The sequence below is a fragment of the Variovorax sp. Root434 genome, assembly GCF_001426595.1.
Classification (GTDB): domain Bacteria; phylum Pseudomonadota; class Gammaproteobacteria; order Burkholderiales; family Burkholderiaceae_C; genus Variovorax.
This window is the reverse complement of record NZ_LMEK01000002.1, coordinates 94,233-115,199: the sequence shown is the minus strand read 5'-3', so window position 1 is coordinate 115,199 and position 20,967 is coordinate 94,233. Positions and strand designations below refer to the sequence as shown.

22 protein-coding genes are annotated in these 20,967 nt (G+C 67.8%); 11 read left to right on the top strand and 11 right to left on the bottom strand.

Annotated features, from left to right (window positions below; translation table 11 throughout):
* Window positions 1-7 precede the first annotated feature (7 nt).
* Genes ASD05_RS04220 through hpaR form a run of 3 tightly spaced genes read right to left on the bottom strand, consistent with a single transcriptional unit; the run spans window position 8 to window position 1,841 of the window.
* On the bottom strand, window positions 8-778 hold the full coding sequence (locus tag ASD05_RS04220) for a fumarylacetoacetate hydrolase family protein (protein WP_056588118.1): 771 nt from the start codon (window positions 776-778) through the stop codon (window positions 8-10).
* Window positions 775-1,410 carry a fumarylacetoacetate hydrolase family protein gene (locus tag ASD05_RS04215; protein WP_056588115.1) on the bottom strand — a complete coding sequence of 212 codons (636 nt, stop codon included), beginning with the start codon at window positions 1,408-1,410 and terminating at the stop codon, window positions 775-777. The genes ASD05_RS04220 and ASD05_RS04215 overlap by 4 nt, the downstream gene beginning before the upstream one ends.
* Window positions 1,407-1,841 (bottom strand): homoprotocatechuate degradation operon regulator HpaR, encoded by a 435-nt coding sequence (gene hpaR, locus ASD05_RS04210; protein WP_007836792.1) that lies wholly within the window; start codon window positions 1,839-1,841, stop codon window positions 1,407-1,409. Before hpaR ends, ASD05_RS04215 begins: the two co-directional genes overlap by 4 nt.
* 100 nt (window positions 1,842-1,941) lie before the next feature.
* Here hpaR and radA point away from each other — a divergent pair, with 100 nt between their 5' ends.
* Window positions 1,942-3,333, top strand: coding sequence for a DNA repair protein RadA (gene radA, locus ASD05_RS04205; protein ID WP_056588112.1), 1,392 nt, complete (start codon window positions 1,942-1,944; stop codon window positions 3,331-3,333).
* Between the two features lie 72 nt (window positions 3,334-3,405).
* On the opposite strand, the gene ASD05_RS04200 is transcribed toward radA, so the two are convergent.
* Window positions 3,406-3,861 carry a hypothetical protein gene (locus ASD05_RS04200; protein WP_056588108.1) on the bottom strand — a complete coding sequence of 152 codons (456 nt, stop codon included), beginning with the start codon at window positions 3,859-3,861 and terminating at the stop codon, window positions 3,406-3,408.
* 135 nt (window positions 3,862-3,996) lie between these two features.
* Between ASD05_RS04200 and ASD05_RS04195 the strand changes: the two genes are divergently transcribed.
* Window positions 3,997-4,425 carry a hypothetical protein gene (locus ASD05_RS04195; protein ID WP_056588105.1) on the top strand — a complete coding sequence of 143 codons (429 nt, stop codon included), beginning with the start codon at window positions 3,997-3,999 and terminating at the stop codon, window positions 4,423-4,425.
* A gap of 22 nt (window positions 4,426-4,447) precedes the next feature.
* On the opposite strand, the gene ASD05_RS04190 is transcribed toward ASD05_RS04195, so the two are convergent.
* Window positions 4,448-5,452, bottom strand: coding sequence for a recombination-associated protein RdgC (locus tag ASD05_RS04190; protein ID WP_056588102.1), 1,005 nt, complete (start codon window positions 5,450-5,452; stop codon window positions 4,448-4,450).
* Between the two features lie 130 nt (window positions 5,453-5,582).
* Between ASD05_RS04190 and ASD05_RS04185 the strand changes: the two genes are divergently transcribed.
* Both ASD05_RS04185 and ASD05_RS04180 read left to right on the top strand, forming a co-directional pair.
* On the top strand, window positions 5,583-6,533 hold the full coding sequence (locus ASD05_RS04185) for a branched-chain amino acid transaminase (protein WP_056588099.1): 951 nt from the start codon (window positions 5,583-5,585) through the stop codon (window positions 6,531-6,533).
* Between the two features lie 8 nt (window positions 6,534-6,541).
* The gene (locus ASD05_RS04180) at window positions 6,542-6,751 is read left to right on the top strand and encodes a zinc-finger domain-containing protein (RefSeq protein ID WP_056588095.1); all 210 of its coding nucleotides are present in this window, start codon (window positions 6,542-6,544) and stop codon (window positions 6,749-6,751) included.
* Window positions 6,752-6,796: 45 nt separating this feature from the next.
* Here the strand turns inward: ASD05_RS04180 and ASD05_RS04175 are convergent, their stop codons facing one another.
* The 6 genes from ASD05_RS04175 to ASD05_RS04150 all read right to left on the bottom strand — a co-directional run bounded on the left by ASD05_RS04175 (window position 6,797) and on the right by ASD05_RS04150 (window position 13,835).
* Window positions 6,797-8,068 carry an O-antigen ligase family protein gene (locus ASD05_RS04175; RefSeq protein WP_056588093.1) on the bottom strand — a complete coding sequence of 424 codons (1,272 nt, stop codon included), beginning with the start codon at window positions 8,066-8,068 and terminating at the stop codon, window positions 6,797-6,799.
* Window positions 8,069-8,219: 151 nt separating this feature from the next.
* Window positions 8,220-9,419 carry an ATP-binding protein gene (locus ASD05_RS04170; protein ID WP_056588090.1) on the bottom strand — a complete coding sequence of 400 codons (1,200 nt, stop codon included), beginning with the start codon at window positions 9,417-9,419 and terminating at the stop codon, window positions 8,220-8,222.
* A gap of 15 nt (window positions 9,420-9,434) precedes the next feature.
* Window positions 9,435-10,157 (bottom strand): response regulator transcription factor, encoded by a 723-nt coding sequence (locus ASD05_RS04165; protein ID WP_007838761.1) that lies wholly within the window; start codon window positions 10,155-10,157, stop codon window positions 9,435-9,437.
* A 117-nt stretch (window positions 10,158-10,274) separates the two neighbouring features.
* Entirely contained in the window at window positions 10,275-11,132 is an 858-nt protein-coding gene (locus tag ASD05_RS04160) for a beta-ketoacyl synthase chain length factor (RefSeq protein ID WP_056588087.1), read from the bottom strand.
* On the bottom strand, window positions 11,129-12,337 hold the full coding sequence (locus tag ASD05_RS04155; protein WP_200955384.1) for a beta-ketoacyl-[acyl-carrier-protein] synthase family protein: 1,209 nt from the start codon (window positions 12,335-12,337) through the stop codon (window positions 11,129-11,131). The genes ASD05_RS04160 and ASD05_RS04155 overlap by 4 nt, the downstream gene beginning before the upstream one ends.
* A gap of 136 nt (window positions 12,338-12,473) precedes the next feature.
* Window positions 12,474-13,835, bottom strand: coding sequence for an AmpG family muropeptide MFS transporter (locus ASD05_RS04150; RefSeq protein WP_235507844.1), 1,362 nt, complete (start codon window positions 13,833-13,835; stop codon window positions 12,474-12,476).
* Window positions 13,836-13,912: 77 nt separating this feature from the next.
* Here ASD05_RS04150 and ASD05_RS04145 point away from each other — a divergent pair, with 77 nt between their 5' ends.
* The 7 genes from ASD05_RS04145 to ASD05_RS04115 all read left to right on the top strand — a co-directional run bounded on the left by ASD05_RS04145 (window position 13,913) and on the right by ASD05_RS04115 (window position 20,952).
* Window positions 13,913-14,776, top strand: a complete 864-nt coding sequence (locus ASD05_RS04145) for a M48 family metallopeptidase (protein ID WP_056588082.1) — start codon at window positions 13,913-13,915, stop codon at window positions 14,774-14,776.
* Window positions 14,777-14,985: 209 nt separating this feature from the next.
* Window positions 14,986-16,710: an allophanate hydrolase gene (atzF, locus tag ASD05_RS04140; protein WP_056588079.1), complete on the top strand. Its 1,725-nt coding sequence runs from the start codon at window positions 14,986-14,988 to the stop codon at window positions 16,708-16,710.
* Between the two features lie 22 nt (window positions 16,711-16,732).
* Window positions 16,733-17,734 (top strand): ABC transporter substrate-binding protein, encoded by a 1,002-nt coding sequence (locus ASD05_RS04135; RefSeq protein WP_056588076.1) that lies wholly within the window; start codon window positions 16,733-16,735, stop codon window positions 17,732-17,734.
* Between the two features lie 5 nt (window positions 17,735-17,739).
* The gene (locus ASD05_RS04130; protein WP_056588073.1) at window positions 17,740-18,567 is read left to right on the top strand and encodes an ABC transporter permease; all 828 of its coding nucleotides are present in this window, start codon (window positions 17,740-17,742) and stop codon (window positions 18,565-18,567) included.
* Complete coding sequence (locus ASD05_RS04125; protein WP_056588069.1) at window positions 18,564-19,397, top strand: ABC transporter ATP-binding protein; 834 nt, start codon at window positions 18,564-18,566, stop codon at window positions 19,395-19,397. The genes ASD05_RS04130 and ASD05_RS04125 overlap by 4 nt, the downstream gene beginning before the upstream one ends.
* Entirely contained in the window at window positions 19,394-19,774 is a 381-nt protein-coding gene (gene hpxZ, locus ASD05_RS04120) for an oxalurate catabolism protein HpxZ (RefSeq protein ID WP_056588067.1), read from the top strand. Before ASD05_RS04125 ends, hpxZ begins: the two co-directional genes overlap by 4 nt.
* A gap of 53 nt (window positions 19,775-19,827) precedes the next feature.
* A complete protein-coding gene (locus tag ASD05_RS04115) occupies window positions 19,828-20,952 on the top strand; it encodes a BMP family ABC transporter substrate-binding protein (protein ID WP_056588065.1) in 1,125 nt (374 codons plus the stop codon).
* Window positions 20,953-20,967 lie beyond the last annotated feature (15 nt).

Sequence of the window (20,967 nt, the reverse complement as noted above, 5' to 3'; positions counted from 1 at the left end):
AAAGGGTTCAGGCCGCGTCGATGGTGTTGACCAGCGCGCCGATGTGCTCGATCTCGGTCACGATCACATCGCCCGGCTTGCAATCGACCACGCCGTCGGGCGTGCCCGTGAGGATCAGGTCGCCCGGCGACAGCGTCATGAAGCGGCTGAAGTACTCGATGAGGAAAGGCGCGTCGAAGATCATGTCGCGCGTGTTGCCTTGCTGCGTGACCGTGCCGTTGACGGTGGTGCGCAATGCAAGAGCCATGGGGTCGGGCACGTCGGCCGCGTCGACGAACCACGGGCCCAGCGGCGTGCAGGTGTCGCGGTTCTTCACGCGCAGGTTGGGGCGGTACCAGTTCTCGAGGTAGTCGCGGATCGCGTAGTCGTTGGCCACCGTGTAGCCGCCGATGAAGTCATACGCGTCATCGCGCTTCACGTGCTTCGCGGCCTTGCCGATCACGATGGCGAGCTCGCATTCGTAGTGCATGAACTGCACGCCGGCCGGACGGTGCGTGAGTTGGCGGTGGCCGATGAGCGTGCTCTGGCCCTTGAGGAACACCAGCGGTTCCTCGGGTGCCTTGAACTCGAGCTCCTTCGCGTGGTCGGCGTAGTTGAGGCCGAGCGCGAGGATGGTGCGCGGCCGTGCCGTGGGCGCGAGCGGCGGCAGCCAGACGAGCTGCTCCTGCGGCACGATGCGGCCGTCGTCCAGGCGCACGGCGGCGTCTTGCTGCCCATTGAGCTCATGGCTCGTGCCGGAATGCTCGCGGCCTTCGAAGATGACGCGTGCGTGCTTCATGCGGCCTCCTTCACCAGCGTGTTGCTCAGGGTCTCGAAGCCCCGCGCGGAGATGTCGATGCGATCGCCCGCGCGGGCCAGCGGACGGTCGGCATCGCAGCCGAGCATCAGCACGTCGCCGTGCGCCAGCGTCATGAACTCGCCGACATCGGCAAGCAGTTGCTGCGCCGGGCGTACGAGCTGCGAGAAGTCGATCGACTGCTTCAGCTCGCCATTGATGCGCACCTCGACGAGGAAGTTCGCGGGGTCGGCCACCTCCTGTGCGTCGCGCAGCACCGGCCCGATGCCGAGGAAGCCGTCGACGCACTTGAACTTCACCGGCGGGCGGAAGAAGCTCGCATGCGGGATCGACAGGTCGTTCATCAGCACGAAGCCTTCGATGTCGCCCTCGGCGCCGATCACCATGCCGATGCTGGCGCCGATTTCCACCTCGGGCACGGCCGCGGGCACTGCGATGGCGCTGCCGTGCGGGCTCCAGGTGTTGGCTGTCTTCACATAGAGCACGGGCGCCTTCGGCGGTGCCTTGTAGGGCGGCTGCGTCATCTGCGGCGCGAGCGCCACCACTTCGGCGCGAAAGTTCAGCAAGGTGCCGTACACCGTGCCGGTGGGCAGGAAATGGGGGGCGCTGCTCATGAAGGTTGCTCCAGTGCGATGAGTTCGTCGAGCAGCCCGTAGAGCTGCGCGAGCTTGGCCTTGCCGAGCGACTTTTCCATCCAGTCGTAGTGCGCCTCGATGCTGGTGCCCAGCCGCTTCACCAGCTTCATGCCGTGTGGCGTGGCCTCGACCACGGTGCGGCGCTGGTCGGCCGGGTCGCGCGCGCGGGTGATGAGGTTGTCGCGCTCCATGCGCGCAAGCACGCCGGTGAGGCTGGGCCCGAGGATGAAAGCTTCGCGCGCCACCCGGCCGGTGTCGACCGCGCCGTGCTCGCCCAGCACGCGCAGCACGCGCCATTGCTGGTCGGACAGCGCGTGCTCGCGCAGGCTGGGCCGCGTGTGGGCCATCACGGCTTCGCGGGCCTGCAGCAGCAGGCGCGGCAAATTGCGGTGCGTGAATGTCGTGCTCAAGACGCGTCTCTCTTTGAAATTACTTAACATGTTAAATGATTCGCCAGAGCTTTGCTAGCTGGCAGTCATCAGGGTTTGTGCGGACACCTAAACTCGCCGCATGGCCAAGGACAAAACACTTTTCGTCTGCAGTGAATGCGGCGGCACCAGCCCCAAATGGCTCGGCAAATGCCCGAGCTGCGGCGCCTGGAACACACTGATCGAGCAGGTCGCGGGCGCGGGCAGCGGCCCGGCCAACAACCGCTTCGGCACGCAGTTCGCGTCGCTCGCGGGCGCGTCGGAACTCGCCACGCTGTCGGAAATAGAAGCGACCGACGTCGCGCGCACGCCCACAGGTCTCGACGAACTCGACCGTGTGCTGGGCGGCGGCATCGTCTCGGGCGGCGTCACGCTGATCGGCGGCGACCCGGGCATCGGCAAGTCGACGCTGCTGCTGCAGGCGGTCGATGCGCTGCAGCGCGCGGGGCAGAACGCGCTGTATGTCACCGGTGAAGAAAGCGGGGCGCAGGTGGCGCTGCGATCCAAGCGGCTCGGGCTCGATCACTCTCAGGTGCAGGTGCTGGCCGAGATCCAGCTCGAGAAGATCATCGCCACGCTCGACGCCACGCGTCCGGCCATCGCGGTGATCGATTCGATCCAGACTGTCTATTCAGACCAGCTCACGTCAGCCCCCGGTTCCGTCGCGCAGGTGCGCGAATGCGCGGCGCATCTCACGCGCTTCGCCAAGACCAGCGGCACGGCCGTGGTGCTGGTGGGCCACGTCACCAAGGAAGGCGCACTGGCCGGCCCACGCGTGCTCGAACACATGGTCGATACGGTGCTGTACTTCGAGGGCGACACGCATTCGAGCTTCCGCCTCGTGCGCGCCATCAAGAATCGCTTCGGCGCGGTCAACGAGATCGGCGTGTTCGCCATGACCGAGCGCGGCCTCAAGGGCGTGACCAATCCGAGCGCCATTTTCCTGAGCCAGCATGCCGAGCCGGTGCCCGGCAGCGTGGTGCTGGTGACGCTCGAAGGCACGCGGCCGATGCTGGTGGAAATCCAGGCGCTGGTCGACAACGGCGGTCCGAGCCCGCGCCGCCTGTCCGTGGGCCTGGACCGCGACCGCCTTGCCATGCTGCTGGCCGTGCTGCATCGCCATGCGGGCGTGGCCTGCATGGACCAGGACGTGTTCGTCAACGCGGTTGGTGGCGTGCGCATCAGCGAGCCCGCGGCCGACCTGGCCGTGATGCTGGCCATTACGTCGAGCCTGCGCGGCAAGCCGCTGCCCAAGGGCTTCATCGCGTTCGGTGAGGTGGGCCTGGCGGGCGAGGTGCGGCCGGCGCCACGCGGGCAGGAGCGCCTGCGCGAGGCTGCCAAGCTGGGTTTCAGCGTGGCGGTGGTGCCCAAGGCCAACGCACCGCGCAAGGGCTCGAAAGAGATCGAAGGCCTGACGATCCACGCCGTCGACCGCATCGAAGAGGCGATGGACGTGGTCCGCCGCCTCGATTGATTGATTGATCAGTGACCGGGAAGTCCGGAAAAAAATGGCCCGGCGCACCGTGGCGCGCCGGGCCCACCCTCCCTATCCCCCGATGTGCATCGTGAACGCCGGCCCGCTGTTGAGCACGCATTGGCCGCTGCCCAACGTGGCCGAGTTCATCGTGTACTGGCAACTCAGGTTGCCGCCGCGGCTGCCGGTGGCATTCGCCACGCCGGTGCCCCGCGAGCCTGCGACCCGGGTTGCCTCTCCCTGAAACTGTTCGCCGCCGATCTGTGCGTTGAAGTGGCCGCGGCCGTTCATGTCGTTCGTGACCGTGCCGGCGACGGCGCCGTAGCGCGCGGCTTCGGCGTTCGACGGGTACAGCCGCGCGTTGAAGGTCTGTGCGATCGGGCCCGGTGCCACGGCGTACGACTGTGAAGGCGGTACGGCGGGAGCGGGTTGTCCGAGCGGGACCACGTAGCAGCCGCTGAGTACGGTGCCCGCGAGCGCGGCGACGAGGGTGAGACGAACGAAAGTGACGGAACGCGGAATGGTCATACGCTTTTCAGTGGCCCGGGCTGATGCCCGTGCGGCGAAATGTGCCGCGTGGCGCTCGCGTGCTGTGCGCTTTTCGGGGTGAGTACCGTCCGGCGCGCCCGGCGGTAGCCATGGTCGCTACTGCGGGCGGCGACAATGCGCGCCATGAATTTCAAGAAATTTCTGGTGCCCGTCGGCGCCGTCCTTCTCCTCGGGCTGGCGTGGCGCAGCGGCGGATGGGGCGGCGTGGCCCTGGCCGGTGGCGCGATCGTGATGTTCCTGCTGTTGCACTTCAACCGCGCGATGCAGGTGCTCAAGCGAGCCGCCGAGCGGCCGGTGGGCTATGTGGCAAGTGCCGTGATGCTCAATGCCAAGCTCAAGCCAGGGGTCACGCTGATGCACGTGATCGCGATGACGCGCGCCCTCGGCGAGCTGCGCTCGCCCAAGGACGAGCAGCCCGAGCACTACCGCTGGACCGACGGCGGCGGCTCGTACGTCGACGCCGTGTTCAATGGCGGCAAGTTGCAGAGCTGGACGATGACGCGGCCCGAAACCCCGGAAGAAGAAGGCCCGCCGGCGGCCTGAGCCACGCCTGTTGGAAGACGCGTCAGAACGGCGCGTCTTCTTCCTCGGGCGCGTCGGCCGGGGTCGTCATTGTGGGAGCGGCCGCTGCTGCGGCGGGCTTCGCCGCTTCGTTCGGTACGGCCGCCGAGAACGCCGCTTCGCCGCCGAGCGCATCGAGCAGCGCGGGCACCAACTGGCCCAGTTCGCCCGTGGCAATGGCCACGTCGGCGTCGAAGTTGTCTTCCTTCTTGCCGCCCGCGGCGCCGTCGCCCGTGCCTTCGAGGAAGGTGATCTTGCGGATCAGCAGGCCGTGCGTCAGCTCGAACGACACGCGGTCGTCCCAGGTGAGCGCCAGGCGCGTCGGGCGCTTGCCGTTCGTGATGTGCTTCTGCACTTCCTCGATGTCCAGCGGATGCTTGGCGTAGCGCACCACGGCCTTGGAGTCGTCCGAGGCCTTGAGCTCGCATTCGCGGTCGATGGTGAAGCCGGCCGGCGGCTCCTGCGTCAGCAGCCAGTTGGCCATGGCGGCGGCGGGCTCGATCTGCGTGTTGATGAGGGTCACCGCGAAACCGTCGAGCGACTTCACGAGGCTGGTGACCACTTCGTCGGCGCGCGATGCGTTGCCGCTGTTGATCACGAGGCGGTTCTCGGCCTTGTCGATCCACACCGTCACGCGGGCGCTGCGGGTGAAGGCCATCGGCAGCAGCTCCAGGGTGATGTCTTCCTTGAGCTCCTTCTTTTCCTTCTTGCCGGGCTTGCGGCCGGTGGTGGCTTCGATCTGCGCGCAGCGTTCGTCGAGCTTGCGGCGCACCACCGAGCCGGGGACCTGCTTGCTCTCGATCATGTATTCGACCAGCCACTGGCCGTCGATGGATTCGACCAGCGGGCCATTGGCTTCGCCGCGGGGCTCGACCCAGCCGGCGGACTTTTCCTGCGAGGGACCGCAAGGCACGAAGCGCTGCTTGTCGAGCCCTTCTTCTGCCTCGGCCAGCGTTTGGGACCAGGCAGGTTCGATGCGATAGACGATGACGTTCTTGAATACGGACACGGAAACCCTTTTTCCACTGGTTTGCACAACCGGGCATTGTCGGGCACCCCGCCAATCCCACCGCCGTAAAATCGAAAGCTTTTGCGACTTCCCACCTCGCTCCCAACACCGCTTCCAAAGGAATCAGGAAATGAGCTCGATCCCCCCCTCGCTGGACGACCGTGACGGCAAGATCTGGATGGACGGCGAACTCGTGGACTGGCGCGACGCCAAGATCCACGTGCTGAGCCACACGCTGCACTACGGCTGCGGCGCCTTCGAGGGCGTGCGCGCCTACAAGACGCCCGAGGGCACCGCGATCTTCCGCCTGGCCGAGCACACCGAGCGCCTGTTCAACAGCGCCAAGATCCTGCGCATGAAGATCCCGTTCACGCAAGAACAGCTGAACGAGGCCCAGAAACAGGTGGTGCGCGAGAACAAGCTCGAAAGCTGCTACCTGCGCCCGCTGATCTGGATCGGCTCCGAGAAGCTCGGCGTGAGCCCCAAGGGCAATCGCATCCACGCCATGGTCGCGGCCTGGTCGTGGGGCGCCTACCTCGGTGAAGAAGGCATGAAGCGCGGCATCCGCGTGAAGACTTCGAGCTACACCCGCCACCACGTCAACATCACGATGACGCAGGCCAAGACGGTGAGCAACTACACCAACTCGATCCTCGCCAACATGGAAGCGCTGGACGACGGCTACGACGAGGCGCTGCTGCTCGACGCGAGCGGCTTCGTCTCCGAAGGCGCGGGCGAGAACATCTTCGTGGTCAAGGGCGGCGTGATCTACACGCCCGACCTGTCGGCCGGCGCGCTCAACGGCATCACGCGCAACACCATCCTGCACGTGTGCAAGGACCTGGGCCTGGAGTTGGTGCAGAAGCGCATCACGCGCGACGAGGTCTACATCGCCGACGAAGCCTTCTTCACCGGCACCGCCGCTGAAGTCACGCCTATCCGCGAACTCGACCGCGTCGAGATCGGCAACCGCGGCGACGGCGGCGCCCGTGGCCCGATCACCGAGAAAATCCAGTCTGCCTTCTTCGACATCGTGAACGGCAAGAATCCCAAGTACGCCCACTGGCTCACGAAAGTCTGAGAAAACCCATGTCCACCAATGCAGTCGTCGAACTCCTGGCCAAGGAGCTCAATCATCAAGGCGGCGTGTTCTGCCCCAGCCCCAAGGCCGACATGAAGCTCTGGAACAGCCACCCGAAGGCCTACCTCGACGTGGCGCGCACCGGCGAGGCCAAGTGCCCGTATTGCGGCACGGTGTACCGGCTGAAGGCCGGCGAGACGGTGTCGTCGCGGCACTGAGCCGCTGGCCGCTGAGCCATCCGGCCCCGGCTGTCCGATGCCTCTTCAGGCAGCCGGGCGGGCGGGGTCTTTTTCCAGGTTTTCCAGGCTCTTCAAGCGCGAGGACAGCAGTCCGCGCCACGGATCCGGGTCGTTCTTCTCCTGCGCGAGCCGCAGGTAGACCATCGAGACGAACAGCAGCGCCAGGCCGATCTGCGCGTCGCGCATGGCCGAATTCACGCTCGATGCGATCAGCGCGATCAGCGTCGCGGCCAGCGCATAGCGGCCCGCGATGTCGGGCCGCTTCCATGCCTGCCAGACGGCGGCGACCATGATGATGAGCAGGCTCAGCAGGGCAGGCAGGCCGCCTTGCGCGCCGGCCCACAGGAAGTCGTTGTGCGGCATGTTCGAGTCGGCGAGCAGCGCCGGGCCGCGCTTGTGCCACTGGTCGGTCCAGCCACCGATGCCCCAGCCGGTGAACGGGCGATCGGCGATCATGAGGCCGGTGTCGCGGTACATGTAGTAGCGGATGACCCAGCTGCCCTTGAAGACCGCGCCGGCCTGCGCCTCCTCGAGTTCCTGCACGCCGGTCTCGACCTTGTGCTGCAGCTGCGGCACCTGATAGAGCGCCGCCCCGAGCACCACAGCCCCCAGCACCAGCGCGCCCACCAGCATCTTCAGATGGTTGCGCCACTGATGGACGCAGACCACCGGAATCACCAGCAGCAGCGCGAGCACCGAGGTGCGCGAGGTCAGCGGCAGCGCCACCACCAGGCCCAGTCCGAGCATCAGCACGAAGGCGGGAATGGAACGCAGCGGCCTGTGCGCGGCGATCTGCGCGATGCCCCACACGGCGGCCGTGGACGCCACCACGCTGAACAGCAGTGCGTTGCTGATCGACTTGTTGCCCACTTCCATCACCACCGCGCGCAGCGGCGACCAGATGTTGAAGCCGCCGACCGCGTAGAAGAAGACGACCAGCAGGATGTTCAGCGCGGCGACCAGCAAAAAGCCGCGCAGCGCCCAGATGGCCTCTTCGCGCGTGAGCGCCATCGCCATGAGCATGGTGAGGCCGATGCGTATGCCGTGGAACAGGTTGGAACCGGTCTCGGGATAGTGCTGCCCGATGGCCAGCACGATGAGGGTCCAGGCCAGGTAGGCTATCACCGGCCACCACAGCGGGTTGGCGCGCAGCCGCGCATAGCGCTCGTCCAGGCCGCCGGCCACCAGCATGGTGAGCAGCAGCAGGAGGGCCGAAAGGTAGGTGACGCCGACCGGCATGAACACCACCAGCCCCCAGAACATGGCCGCGGGCCGAACGATGTGCGATCTCTGCATAGGGCCGGGATTTTAGGTGGACAGGATTGGTACTCCCCCAGGCTTCGCGCACTTCGTGTCGCTTCTCCTTCCCCCTCGCCGGGGGCGACGCCTGCGGCCCGGCGAAGCCGGTTCCGCGGCGTCCCGCGAACGGGGCCGGGACGGGGATGTGTCAGTGACTGCGCGCGGCAACCGGCAGGCGGATCACGAAGCTCGCGCCGCCGCCCGGGCGGTCTTCGCAGCGCACGGTGCCGCCGTGCCGTTCGGCGATCGACTTGACCAGCGCCAGCCCCAGGCCGACGCCGCCGTTGCGCTCGCTGGCGCCGGGCAGCCGGTAGAAGGGCTCGAAGATGCGTTCGCGCAGGGCCGTGGGCACGCCCGGGCCGCGGTCGTTGACGCGCACGGTGGCGTAGCCGTTGGCGCTGCCCAGCTCCACTGCGATTTCGCCGGCGCCGTAGCGGCGGGCGTTCTCCAGCAGGTTGCGGATCGCGCGGCGCAGCAGGCGCGACACACCCGGCACGGTCAGCGTGGCGTTGTCGGTGCCTGCGGCCAGATCGAGTTCGGCGTTCACCTGCGAGCATTCCTCGGCCGCGAGGCCGGTCAGGTCCACGGCCTCGATGGTGCCCATGTCGGCTTCGCTGGCGTCGAGGCGACTGGCCAGCAGGATTTCGTCGATGAGCTGGTCGAGCTCGCCGATGTTGCGCGAGATCTCTTCGCGCGCCTTCGGGCTCGGGTGGTCGCCCATCAGCTCCAGCCCCATGCGGATGCGGGTGAGCGGCGAACGCAGCTCGTGCGAGGCGTTGGCCAGCAGCGACTTGTGCGAACGCACCAGCTGCTCGATGCGTTCGGCCGACGCGTTGAATCGTTTGGAGAGATCGGTCACTTCGTCCTGCCCTTCTTCGGTCACGCGCACCGAGAGATCGCCTTCGCCCCATCGCTGCACGCCGCGCTGCAGCGATTCCAGCCGCTGCGTGATGCGCCGCACGATCGGATACACGCCCAGTGCCACCGCCACGCCCACCAGCGCGATCATCCATCCCAGCCCGAACGGCGTGCGCCATGGCGCGAAGGCGGCCGAGCCCGGGGACCGTTCGCGCGGCGCCACGCGCAGCGTGATCGCCTTGCCGTCGCTCAGCGTCACGTCGAACTCCAGGCCCTGGCCCGGCACGCGCAGCGCGGTGCCTTCGCCGATGGGCTTGTCCTGCGCGTCGAGCACCACCACGTGGCGCGGCACCGGCGCCAGGCGCTCGCGCTCGGCCTCCGCCGCTTCGCGCACGATCCAGTTGGCCATCAGCGTGAGGATGACGACGCCACCCACCACCGCGAGCCAGATGCGGACGTAGAGGTGGCGGGAATAGAGGTTGCGCAGCATCGGGCCGGGGTCCGGTCAGTCTTGCTGCTTGGCAAAGACGTAGCCCACGCCGCGCACCGTGAGGATGCGCTTCGGGTTCTTCGCGTCGACCTCGATGGCTGCGCGGATGCGGCCCATGTGCACGTCGATGGAGCGGTCGAAGGCCTCGAGTTCGCGGCCGCGCACGGCTTCCATGATCTGGTCGCGCGTCAGCACGCGGCCCGCGCGTTCGGCCATCGCCACCAGCAGGTCGAACTGGTAGGAGGTGAGGTCGGCCAGCGCGCCGGCCACCGACACGGTGCGCGCGTTGCGGTCGATCTCCAGCGTGCCGAAGCGCATCACGGTGGAGGCTTCGGCCTCGGTGGCGTTCTCGCTGCGGCGGCGCAGCACGGCGCGGATGCGCGCGAGCAGTTCGCGCGGCTCGAAGGGCTTGGGCAGGTAGTCGTCGGCGCCGATCTCCAGGCCGATGATGCGGTCCATCGGGTCGCCCTTGGCCGTCAGCATCAGCACCGACACCTTCGACAGCGGCGCGGGCAGCGCGCGGATGCGGCGGCACACTTCGAGCCCGTCGGTGTCGGGCAGCATCAGGTCGAGGATCACGAGGTCGGGCGCGTGCTGCTGCAGCTGCTCGAGTCCGCTCGCGCCGTCGCCGGCATGGTTGAACGCGAAGCCCGACTGCGTCAGGTACTCGCCCACCATCTGCGCCAGGCGGGCGTCGTCTTCGATCATCAGGAGTTGGGGGGTGCTCATGCGCTTCATGGTCGTCCAAAGGGAGCAAGCGGGCTTGAACGCTCCGTAAAGTTGGGTAAACCTCGAACACCCCTGTCAACCGGCGATGCTGCGAAAAGCATAGCGCCGACTCCAGCGGGCGTGGGCTCAGCCCCGCTCGAGCGGCCGCAACTGCAGCCGCAGCGAAAGGGACGAGGACAGCGGCAGGTCAACCGGTGTGCCCGCGCCGTTTTCCGAATGCGCCAGGTGCGCCAGCGATTCGAACAGCGCCAGCGCCTGGGCCATGGGGTTGATCTCGGCCAGCGACTTCGCTGCCTCCGAGCTCGGTGGCGTGGCCGCGGGCGCCGTGCCGCCCTCGCCGGCCAGCGACCAGTCGAGCGCCGCCACGGTGCGCTGCGTCGGCTCGTGGGCGATCACCAGCGCCACCGCGAGCAGGCCGCGGCTGTCGGTGACCGAAGCCAGTGCGCCCACCGTGGGCGTGTCGCAGCCCACCAGCAGCACCGGCTCCTGGTCGCAGGCGCACTGCACCGCTGCTTCGAGCAGGCCCAAGGCAAAGCTGTGCTCGTAGGCCGAAATCGCGTTGCTGGCCGCCATGCAGCCGGTGCCGATGGTCCAGTAGCCCACGGCCGCGTTGTGCACCGAGTTGTGGAACTTGGTGGGCGACAGCATCTTCGGATCGCTCGCCAGCGTGCCGCACATGTAGTCGTTGATCGACAGGTCGCCGTGCGCCGACGTGAACACGCAGGGCACGTCGGCTGCGTTGCGGCCCGAAGCGGCCATGGCGGCGGCGGCCACTTCGAGCGCCAGCGCCACCGTGTCGGGCGCGCGGCGGCGCTCGGCCGGGGCCAGCACCTGCGGCGACGGGCGCTTCGCGGGCGGGTCGGCCAGTGCGCCTTCGCCGCGGAAGGCGGCGCGCGCGGCGTCCCAGCCGGGGAGGGTGGGCGTCCAGAAGGCGGGGCCTTCGATGTAGAGGGTCGGGGGCTTGGGTGCGTGGTTCGTGCTCATGCTGCCTCCGCCTTGCCGAAAACGAGGGAGCAGTTGTTGCCACCGAAACCGAACGAATTGGACAGTGCATAGCGCACCTCGCCGTGCGCTGGTTCGAGCCTGATCTGCGGGCCGAAGCCTTCGTCCAGCGTGCGGGTGTTGACCGTGCCCGGCATCAGGCCGCGCTCGATGGCCAGCAGGCTGATGACGGCCTCGACGATGCCCGCCGCGCCCAGCGTGTGGCCCATGAAGCCCTTGGTCGAGCTGGCGTGCGTGCGCGCCGGGAAGCGGCGCGCCACCAGCGCGCCCTCGACTTCGTCGTTCTTCTGGCTCGCGGTGCCGTGCATGTTGATGTAGTCGATCGCCTCGGGCGGCAGGCCGGCGCGCGCCAGCGCTTCGTCGAGCGCGCGTTCGGCGCCCAGGCCCTCGGGGTGCGGCGTCGACATGTGGTGCGCGTCGCTGGCCTCGCCATAGCCCAGCAGGTGCAGCGGCGCGGCATCGGCGCCGGCCTGCACGCGCTCGACCAGCGCGAAGCCCGCGGCCTCGCCGAGGCTGATGCCCTTGCGGGAGGCGTCGAAAGGCCGGCACGGCTCGCTCGACACCAGTTCGAGCGAGTTGAAGCCGAACAGCACGCTGCCGCACAGCGTGTCGGCACCGCCGACCACGGCCGCATCGGCCAGGCCCAGCCGGATCAGCCGCTCGGCCGAGGCGAACACCTTGGCGCTCGACGAGCAGGCGGTGGAAATGGTTTCGCTCGGGCCGCTGATGCCCAGCAGCTGCTGCGTGAACATGGCCAGCGAATGCGGCGTGTGCACCCTGGCGCGGCGCTGGTCGGGCGGGAACATGCCCTGTTCGTCGAGCTGCGTGTAGGCCAGTTCGGTTTCGCCGATGCTGGCGGTCGAGGTGCCCAGGATCAGCGCGACGCGCGATGCGCCGTACTTCTCGCGTGCCGCAGCCACCGCCTCGAGGAAGCCATCGGCCTGCAGGCCCAGCCACGCGAGCCGGTTGTTGCGGCAGTCCCAGTGGGCAAGCGATTCGGGCAGGCGGATTTCTTCGAGGCCATCGACGCGGCCGATCCAGGTGGGCAGCGGCGCATCGCCGAAGTCGTTGGCGCGCAGCCCGCTGCGCGAATGCGCAAGCGCGTCGGCCAGCACTTCCTTGCCGACGCCGACGGCGGAAGTCGCCGTGTAGGCGCTGATTTGGAGAGGAGAAATTCGGGACGGCACGATCTTGTAGGGCTTGCTGGCAGACGGGTGCGCGGAAAGGGGCGCGGGAAGGGAAAAGAAAACGAATGTATAGCGCCCGCAGCCTACCAGTTGCGCGGTGCGCGCAATGTCGGCTGTTTCCTATAAGGCCCAGGCCCTATTGACGGTCCGCGGGCCTTGTGGTCGCCGTAAGCCGCGAGGCCAAAGCCACCAGCACCAGCACCGGCAGGCCGAGCATCGCGGTGGAGATGAAGAAGGTGCTGTAGCCAAAGGCATCGACGAAGGCGCCCGAATAGCCGGCGATGAACTTCGGCAGCAGCAGCATCAGCGAGCTGAACAGGGCGTACTGCGTGGCCGAGTAGCTGATGTTGGTCAGGCTCGACAGGTAGGCGATGAAGGCCGCCGAGGCGATGCCGCCGGCCAGGTTGTCGGCCGAGACCACCGCGATCAGCGCCGTCAGATCGTGCCCGCGCGAGGCCAGCCACGCGAACAGCAGGTTGCTGGCCGCGCTCAGCACCGCGCCCAGCATCAGCACCCGCATCACGCCCAGGCGCATCGACAGCACGCCGCCGACGAAGGCGCCCACCAGCGTCATGATCACGCCGTAGATCTTGCTGACTGTGGCCACCTGATCCTTGGTGAAGCCCATGTCCACGTAAAAAGGGTTGGCCATGATGCCCATCACCACGTCGCTGATGCGGTAGATGGCGATCAGCGAGAGGATCAGCGCGGCCTGCCACCGGTAGCGGCGGATGAAGTCGGCGAAGGGCTCGATGAGCACGCTGCGCAGCCATTCGGCCGCGTTCTTCGCCTTGGGCAGCACGCGGCGCACCGGTTCGGGCGACAGCAGCACCGTTAGCACCCCCACCGCCATCGAAGCGGCCATCACCAGGTACGCCGTCTTCCAGGCGCCGTTCTGGTAGCCGGCGGTGGCGGCTTCGGCCACCGACATCTCGGCCCAGGCCGCCACCCACAGCACCCCGGCGCCGGCCCAGATCATCGCGAGCCGGTAGCCCGTCTGGTAGGCGGCGGCGAGCGCGGCCTGCTTGCGGGTTTCGGCCGACTCGATGCGGAAGGCGTCCAGCGCGATGTCCTGCGTGGCCGAGCCGAAGGCCACCAGCAGCGCGCACCAGATCAGCGGCGCGAGGCCCTGGCGCGGGTCGTTCAGCGCCATGCCGATCAGGCCGGCGATCACCACGCACTGCGCCAGCAGCAGCCAGCCGCGCCGGCGTCCGAGCAGCGTGGTCAGCGGCGGCAGCGGCAGCCGGTCGACCAGCGGTGCCCAGACCCACTTGAAGCCGTAGGCCAGCCCGACCCAGCTCAGGTAGCCGATGGTTGTGCGGTCGATGCCCGCTTCGCGCAGGCGAAAACTCAGGGTGCCCAGCACCAGCAGCAGCGGCAGCCCGGCCGAGAAACCCAACGCCAGCATGCGCAGGGTGGCGGGCTCCAGGTAGACCTTCAGCGCGTCGCGCCAGGGCGGGGAAGAGGCGGTGGGGGTTTCTGCGGAAGGTACGGACATGAGCCTCGGATTGTCCATGAGTGCAGGGGGGCGTCGGCCCGGCCTTTGTCTTCATTTGTTCCTATGATCCGGCTCCTATGTGCACACGATGCGATCTCCCTGTTTCCGCCATCTCCACCGCTACCGCCGCTTCCGCATGGAATCCCCGGCGGGCCTTCCTGCTGGCGGCCGCCGGCGCCGCCTTCAGCGGCACGGCGCTGGCGCAGGTCAATGTCGGCAATGCCTCGGTCGCGCGCAACCTCGTGCCGGCCGACAGGATCGAGGCAGCCGGCGTGCAGCAGTACGGCCAGCTGCTCGAACAGGCGCGCGCCAAGAACGCGCTCGCGGGCGACGACAACCCGCAGCTGCAGCGCCTGCGCGCCATCGCGAAGCGCCTCATTCCCTTCGCCACGCCCTGGAATTCGCGCGCCCGCGACTGGAAGTGGGAGGTCAACCTGATCGGCAGCAAGCAGATCAACGCCTTCTGCATGCCCGGCGGCAAGATCGCCTTCTTCACCGGCATCCTCGAACAGCTCAAGCTCACGGACGACGAGGTCGCGATGGTCATGGGCCACGAGATGGCCCACGCGCTGCGCGAGCATGCGCGTGCCCGCCTCGCCAAGAGCGCGGGCACGGGCGCGGCGCTCTCCATCGGTGCGCAGCTGCTCGGACTGGGGCAGATGGGCGACCTGGCGGCGCGCGCCGGCACGCAGCTCCTCACGCTCAAGTTCAGCCGCAGCGATGAGTCGGAGGCCGACCTCGTGGGGCTCGAACTCGCGGCACGTGCGGGCTATGACCCGAAGGCATCGGTGTCGCTGTGGCAGAAGATGGCCACGGCGTCGAAGAACCAGGGCGGGCTGAGCTTCCTCTCGACGCACCCGAGCGGGCCGGACCGCATCGCGAAGCTGGAGGCGACCCTGCCGAAGGTGGAGACGCTCTACCGGGACGCGAAGAAGAGCTGACTTGCCTGACTCCCTCTCCCCTGGGCAGAGGTGAGGGTGGCGGCCTTCATACGAGGGCCGCGCTTCTTCGCCCGCACCTGCCCTCACCCCAACCCTCTCCCCCAGGGGAGAGGGAGCAACGCCCCCATCCCCTGAATTGATCCGCGCGACCTCGCGTCGCCGCTGGCACGCCGCTTGCATCTCAACTTGTACACATGTTTGGATGCCTGATGATGGTGCATGAAGAAGATGGATCGCCCGCCGCCGCCTGGATCGCCAGGTTCGCGCAGCCCATGGCGCACGCCCGGGCTGGCGAAGCCCCCGGCTCCGTCCTGCCGCTCGCCGGGCTGCGCTTCGCGGTCAAGGACAACATCGACGTGGCCGGCGTGCCCACCACCGCCGCCTGTCCGGCCTTTGACCGCCTGCCCCCGGTCCACGCGGCCGTGGTGCAGCGCCTGCTCGAAGCCGGTGCATCGCTGGCTGGCAAGACCAACCTCGACCAGTTCGCCTGCGGCCTGAACGGCACGCGCTCGCCTTACGGCGAGGTGCCCAATGCCTTCGACGCGCGCTATGTCTCGGGCGGCTCCAGCTCGGGCTCGGCCTACGTGGTGGCGGCCGGCGAGGTCGACTTTGCGCTGGGCACCGACACCGCGGGCTCGGGCCGCGTGCCGGCCGGGCTCAACAACATCGTCGGCCTGAAGCCCTCGCGCGGCCTGCTGAGCACCTTCGGCGTGGTGCCCGCTGCGCAGAGCGCGGACTGCGTCTCCATCTTTGCGCGCACCGTCGCCACCGCGGTCGACGTGCTGCTCGCTTGCGCCGGCCACGACGCGCGCGACCCCTATTCGCGCGACCTGGCTTTGCGCCGCGAGCCGCTGCCAGCGCACTTCCGCTTCGGCGTGCCCGACAGGCTGAGCTTCTTCGGCGACGCCGCCGCCGAGCAGGCGTTCAACGACGCGACTGCGCGGCTGCTGGCAATGGGTGGCTCGCCCGTCACCATTCCCTACGCCCCGCTTGCGGAGGCTGCCGCGCTGCTCTATGAAAGTGCGCTCGTCGCCGAACGCTACGCCGCGGTGCGCGAGTTCTTCGACGCGCATGGCGACGAAGTGATCGAGCCCGTGCGCGGCATCTTCGCGAGCGGCCGCAGCTACACCGCCGCCGACGTGTTCGAAGCCCAGACGCGGCTGCGCGCCATTGCGCAGCAGGTCGAGCCGATGTGGCGCGACATCGACGTGCTGCTCGTGCCCACCGCGCCCACGCACTACACCCGTGAGCAGATGCGTGCCGATCCGGTGGTGCTCAACCGCAACCTTGGCGCGTACACCAACTTCGTCAACCTGCTCGACTACGCCGCGCTCTCCGTGCCCAGCAGCCTGCGCGCGGACGGCCTGCCGTTCGGCATCACGCTGATCGGCCCCTGCGGCAGCGACCTTGCGCTGGCCGACCTGGGCCAGCGCTACCACCACGCCACAGGGCTCGCGCAGGGCGCCCTCGGCCTGCCGCTGCCCGCGCCGCGCGCCATTCCCGGCCTCGCCGCGCCGGATGCCGGCACCCTGCCCATCGCCGTGGTCGGCGCGCATCTGTCCGGCATGCCGCTCAACAGCCAGCTCACCGAGCGCGGCGCCACGTTGATGCAAGCCACCATCACGTCGCCGGCCTACAGGCTGCACGCATTGCCGGGCACCGTGCCGCCCAAACCCGGCCTGCGGCGCGTGGCTGAAGGCGAGGAAGGCACCGCCATCGCGCTCGAAGTGTGGGCCGTGCCCCTGACGCAGGTCGGCAGCTTTCTCGCCCTCATCCCGCCGCCCCTTGGCCTTGGCAGCGTCGAGCTGGCCGACGGCAGCTGGGTGAAAGGCTTCATCTGCGAGGGCCATGCACTGGCCGGCGCGCAGGACGTGACCCATCACGGCGGCTGGCGCGCATACGTCGCGAGCCGCGCCACCCCGAGTTCCAACTGATTCCAACTGATCAGGAGTTCCGATGAACACCCCAGAGAAATCTTCCGCGTCGCGTCGGCAGTTGCTGCAGGCCGCTGCTTCCGGCCTGGCTGTGCTGGCTGCGCCTGCCATCGTGCGCGCGCAGGCCGCCGCACCCAAGCTGCGCATCGGCTTCTGGCCGGTGGCGGCCGGCCTGCCGTTCTTCGCGGCGATCGACAAGGGCTACTTCAAGGAGGCCGGCCTCGACGTCGAGCCGCTCAAGTTCGCCGGCGCGCAGCAGGTGATGGAAGGCATGCTCGCGGGCCGCTGCGACGGCAGCGCCAACGGCACCGGCTCGGCCAACCTCGCCATCGGCGAGATCGCGCAGCCCGGCCTGTTCAAGATCTTCTGCACCAACCCGAGCAACGCGAAGTTCGTGCTCGACGAGTTCATCGTCGCGCAAGGCAGCCCCGTCAAGACCATGGCCGAGCTGGCCGGCAAGAAGGTCGCCTCGGGCCCGGGCATCCAGAACGTGACGCTGTGCAAGACCATGCTGGAGCGCGCCGGCGCCAAGGGCGCGGTCGTGAGCGAGCTGCCCATCGGCCAGCACGTGGCCGCGCTGGTCGCGGGTCAGGTCGATGCCTGCTACACGCTGGAACCCACCGGCACCGTGGGCCGCATGAACGGCACCACGCGCGTCATCGAGGCCGGCGTGGTCGCCAGATACATCCTCGGCGACCCGATGGCGCCGTGGCACGGCGGCGCGGCCAGCCTCACCACCGAGTTCATCAAGAAGAACCCCGAGGTCGCGAAGAAGTACATCGCCGCCTATGCGCGCGGCGTGGAGCTGGTGCGCAGCAAGCCCGACGAGGCGCGCCAGTTCATGAAGGGCTACACCGCCATCGAAGGCAAGCTCACGGCCGAAGTGCCGCTCGCGTCGTACATGCTCTACAACGAGTTCAAGGCCAGCGACGTCGCGTACTTCCAGAAGTTCTACGACCTGTTCACCGAAAAAGGCATCTTCGAGAAGAAGGTCGCGGTGGACGGCCTGCTCTACAAGGCCTGACGACCATGGCCGACGCAAGCTCGACCACGGCCGCGCCGTGGACCCCGCCGGCCAGCGCCGCCATATCGGCGCCCAGGCCGCCGCTGCGCGATCGCCTGCTGCCCTTCATCGGCCCGGTGGTGCTGTTCGTCGTGTGGGACCTGGTGGTGCGGTTGGGTTTCATCAAGCCGATCTTGCTGCCCACGCCCGCCGACACCATCGCGGCGCTCATCACCGGCCTGGCCGGCGGCCCGCTGCTCACCGACTTCGCCATGACCGTGTGGCGCACCGTGCAGGCCTTCGTCATTGCGGCGGCCGTCGGCGTGCCACTGGGCGTGCTGCTCGGCAGCAACGAGAAGGCCTACCGCAGCGTGGAGTTCCTGATCGACTTCTTCCGCTCCACGCCGTCGTCCGCGCTCATTCCGCTGTTCCTGCTGATCTTCGGCGTGAGCGACGTCAACAAGGTGGCCATCGCGGCCTTCGGCGCGCTGCTCATCGTGGTGTTCAACAGCGCGTACGGCGTCATCAACGCACGCAAGCAGCGCGTGATGGCGGCCAAGGTCATGGGCGCCTCGCGCCGGCAGGTCTTCAAGGACGTGCTGATCTGGGAAAGTCTGCAGCCCAGCTTCGTCGGCCTGCGCTCGGCGGTGTCGATGGCGCTGGTGATCGTCATCGTGGCCGAGATGTTCATCGGCTCCGACACGGGCCTGGGCCACCGGATCATCGATGCGCAGCAGGTGCTCAACGTGAAGAGCATGTACGCGGCGATTCTTGCGGCGGGTGCGTTGGGCTATGCCCTGAACATCCTCTTCCTCATTGCAGAACGCCGCATCGTGCACTGGAGCGGGAGATGAAAGTGACACCCGACATCGTCGTCAACGGCCCGGTATACGCCGACGTGCCCAAGCCGGTCTTCAAGCCCGGCCCCGCGGGCACGCACATCACCATCCGCGGCCTCACCAAGTACTTCGTGGGCTGGCCGCTGTACGAGAACTTCGACCTCGACATTCCCAAGCAGGCCATCGTTTCGGTGTTTGGCCCCAACGGCTGCGGCAAGTCCACGCTCATCAACATGATCGCGGGGCTCATTCCCATCGACGCGGGCGAGATCCTGTTCGACGGCAAGCAGCGCAAGGACACCAAGATCGGCTACGTGTTCCAGAACTACCGCGAGGCGATGTTCCCGTGGATGCGCACCATCGACAACATTGCCTATCCGCTGAAGCTCGAAGGGCGCAGCAAGGCCGAGGTCGACCGGCGCATGGAAGAACTCGTCGCTTCGTTCGACGTGAAGTTCGACCTGAAGCGCTTTCCGTACGAGCTCTCGGGCGGCCAGCAGCAGACCGCGTCGATCATGCGCGCGCTCGCACCCAATCCCGAGGTTCTGTTCCTCGACGAGCCCTTCTCGGCACTCGATTTCGAGATGACGCTGTTCATCCGCGAGAAGCTGCAGGAGGTGTTCATGCACACCGGCACCACCATGCTGCTGGTGTCGCACGACCTCGAGGAGGCGGTGTACCTCGCCGACGAAGTGCTGCTGCTGACCAAGCGACCCACCAAGGTCGCCGAGATCCTGCGCTATGGCGATGCGCGCCCGCGCACCGTCGAGACGCTGAGCACTGAAAGTTTCGTCGCGACCAAGAAGCTCAGCCTCGACATCTTCCAGCGAGAGGTCCGCCGGTGATGCCCGAGATCAACATTCCCGACGTAATTGCCGAAGTACAGGCCGTGTTCGCTCGCTACGAGGCCGCGCTGGTCGGCAACGACCGCGCGACGCTCGACGAGCTGTTCTGGAACAGCCCGCACACGCTGCGCTACGGCTTCTCCGAGAACCACTATGGCCACGCCGACATCGCCACCTTCCGCGCCTCGCTGCCCGTGCAGAGCCCGCCGCGCGAACTGCTGCGCACCGTCATCACCACCTACGGCCGCGACTTCGCGACCGCGAACGTCGAGTTCCGCCGCGAGGGCAGCAGCCAGACCGGCCGCCAGAGCCAGACCTGGATGCGCACGGCCGAAGGGTGGCGCGTGGTCGCCGCCCACGTGAGCCTGCTCGACTGAGCCCTGGGAAGGGCACGTTTTTTGCACCTCAACCTGTAACGGAGAAGAACGCCATGACCAGCCAATTCAATCGCCGCGATTCCCTCAAGACCCTGGCCGCGCTTGGCGCTGCCGGCAGCCTCGGAAGCTGGAGCGCCCTTGCCGGCGCTCAGGCCAAGCCCAAGCCGCTCACCGTCGGCGTGATCTACGTCGGCGCGCGCGACGACTACGGCTACAACCAGGCGCACGCCATGGCCGCGGCCGAGATCAAGAAGCTGCCCGGCATCAAGGTGGTCGAGGAAGAGAACGTGCCCGAGACCGCCGCCGTGCAGAAGACCATGGCCGGCATGATCTCGCAGGACGGCGCCAAGCTGCTGTTTCCCACCTCGTTCGGCTACTTCGATCCACACATCCTCGCGGTCGCGCCCAAGAACCCCGACGTGCGCTTCTCGCACTGCGGCGGCCTCTGGACCGAAGGCAAGCATCCGAAGAACGTCGGCAGCTTCTTCGGCTACATCGACGAATGCCAGTTCCTGAACGGCGTGATCGCCGCGCACATGACGAAGAGCAGCAAGATCGCCTTCGTCGCGGCCAAGCCCATTCCGCAGGTGCTGCGCAACATCAACGCCTTCACGCTCGGCGCGCGCTCGGTCAAGCCGAACATCACCTGCAGCGTGATCTTCACGGGCGACTGGTCGATGGCGGTGAAGGAGGCCGAGGCCACCAACAGCCTCGCCGACCAGGGCTGCGACGTGTTCACCATGCACGTCGACGGCCCCAAGGTGGTGGTCGAAACGGCCGCCAAGCGCGGCAAGATGGTCTGCGGCTACCACGCGAGCCAGGCCAAGCTCGCGCCCAATGCGTACCTCACGGGTGCCGAGTGGAACTGGCTCACCGCCTACAAGACCATCATCGATGCCGCGCAAGCCGGCAAGCCGCATCCCAACTTCCTGCGCGGCGGCCTGAAGGAAGGCTACGTGAAGATGTCCGCCTACGGCCCCATGGTGCCGGACGCCGCGAAGAAGCAGGCCGACGACATCAAGGCGAAGATGATCGCGGGTACTTTCGACATCTTCAAGGACGGCATCAAGGACAACAAGGGTGCGGTCGTGGTGCCGGCCGGCAAGGTGCTGAAGCAGACCGACCTGGAGCTCGAGAAGATGAACTTCCTGGTCGAAGGCGTCGTCGGTTCGGTCTGATCGACAACGCACCGC

Excerpts from the sequence above, each read along its gene's own strand:
- ASD05_RS04115 (WP_056588065.1), top strand. The coding sequence starts at position 19,828 with ATGACCAGCCAATTCAATCGCCGCGATTCCCTCAAGACCCTGGCCGCG.
- ASD05_RS04195 (WP_056588105.1), top strand. The coding sequence starts at position 3,997 with ATGCGCGCCATGAATTTCAAGAAATTTCTGGTGCCCGTCGGCGCCGTC.
- ASD05_RS04130 (WP_056588073.1), top strand. The coding sequence starts at position 17,740 with ATGGCCGACGCAAGCTCGACCACGGCCGCGCCGTGGACCCCGCCGGCC.
- ASD05_RS04160 (WP_056588087.1), bottom strand. The coding sequence starts at position 11,132 with ATGAGCACGAACCACGCACCCAAGCCCCCGACCCTCTACATCGAAGGC.
- ASD05_RS04185 (WP_056588099.1), top strand. The coding sequence starts at position 5,583 with ATGAGCTCGATCCCCCCCTCGCTGGACGACCGTGACGGCAAGATCTGG.
- ASD05_RS04215 (WP_056588115.1), bottom strand. The coding sequence starts at position 1,410 with ATGAGCAGCGCCCCCCATTTCCTGCCCACCGGCACGGTGTACGGCACC.
- ASD05_RS04165 (WP_007838761.1), bottom strand. The coding sequence starts at position 10,157 with ATGAAGCGCATGAGCACCCCCCAACTCCTGATGATCGAAGACGACGCC.
- ASD05_RS04200 (WP_056588108.1), bottom strand. The coding sequence starts at position 3,861 with ATGACCATTCCGCGTTCCGTCACTTTCGTTCGTCTCACCCTCGTCGCC.
- ASD05_RS04180 (WP_056588095.1), top strand. The coding sequence starts at position 6,542 with ATGTCCACCAATGCAGTCGTCGAACTCCTGGCCAAGGAGCTCAATCAT.
- ASD05_RS04135 (WP_056588076.1), top strand. The coding sequence starts at position 16,733 with ATGAACACCCCAGAGAAATCTTCCGCGTCGCGTCGGCAGTTGCTGCAG.
- ASD05_RS04150 (WP_235507844.1), bottom strand. The coding sequence starts at position 13,835 with ATGTCCGTACCTTCCGCAGAAACCCCCACCGCCTCTTCCCCGCCCTGG.
- atzF (WP_056588079.1), top strand. The coding sequence starts at position 14,986 with ATGATGGTGCATGAAGAAGATGGATCGCCCGCCGCCGCCTGGATCGCC.
- ASD05_RS04175 (WP_056588093.1), bottom strand. The coding sequence starts at position 8,068 with ATGCAGAGATCGCACATCGTTCGGCCCGCGGCCATGTTCTGGGGGCTG.
- ASD05_RS04145 (WP_056588082.1), top strand. The coding sequence starts at position 13,913 with ATGTGCACACGATGCGATCTCCCTGTTTCCGCCATCTCCACCGCTACC.
- ASD05_RS04125 (WP_056588069.1), top strand. The coding sequence starts at position 18,564 with ATGAAAGTGACACCCGACATCGTCGTCAACGGCCCGGTATACGCCGAC.
- ASD05_RS04220 (WP_056588118.1), bottom strand. The coding sequence starts at position 778 with ATGAAGCACGCACGCGTCATCTTCGAAGGCCGCGAGCATTCCGGCACG.
- radA (WP_056588112.1), top strand. The coding sequence starts at position 1,942 with ATGGCCAAGGACAAAACACTTTTCGTCTGCAGTGAATGCGGCGGCACC.
- ASD05_RS04170 (WP_056588090.1), bottom strand. The coding sequence starts at position 9,419 with ATGCTGCGCAACCTCTATTCCCGCCACCTCTACGTCCGCATCTGGCTC.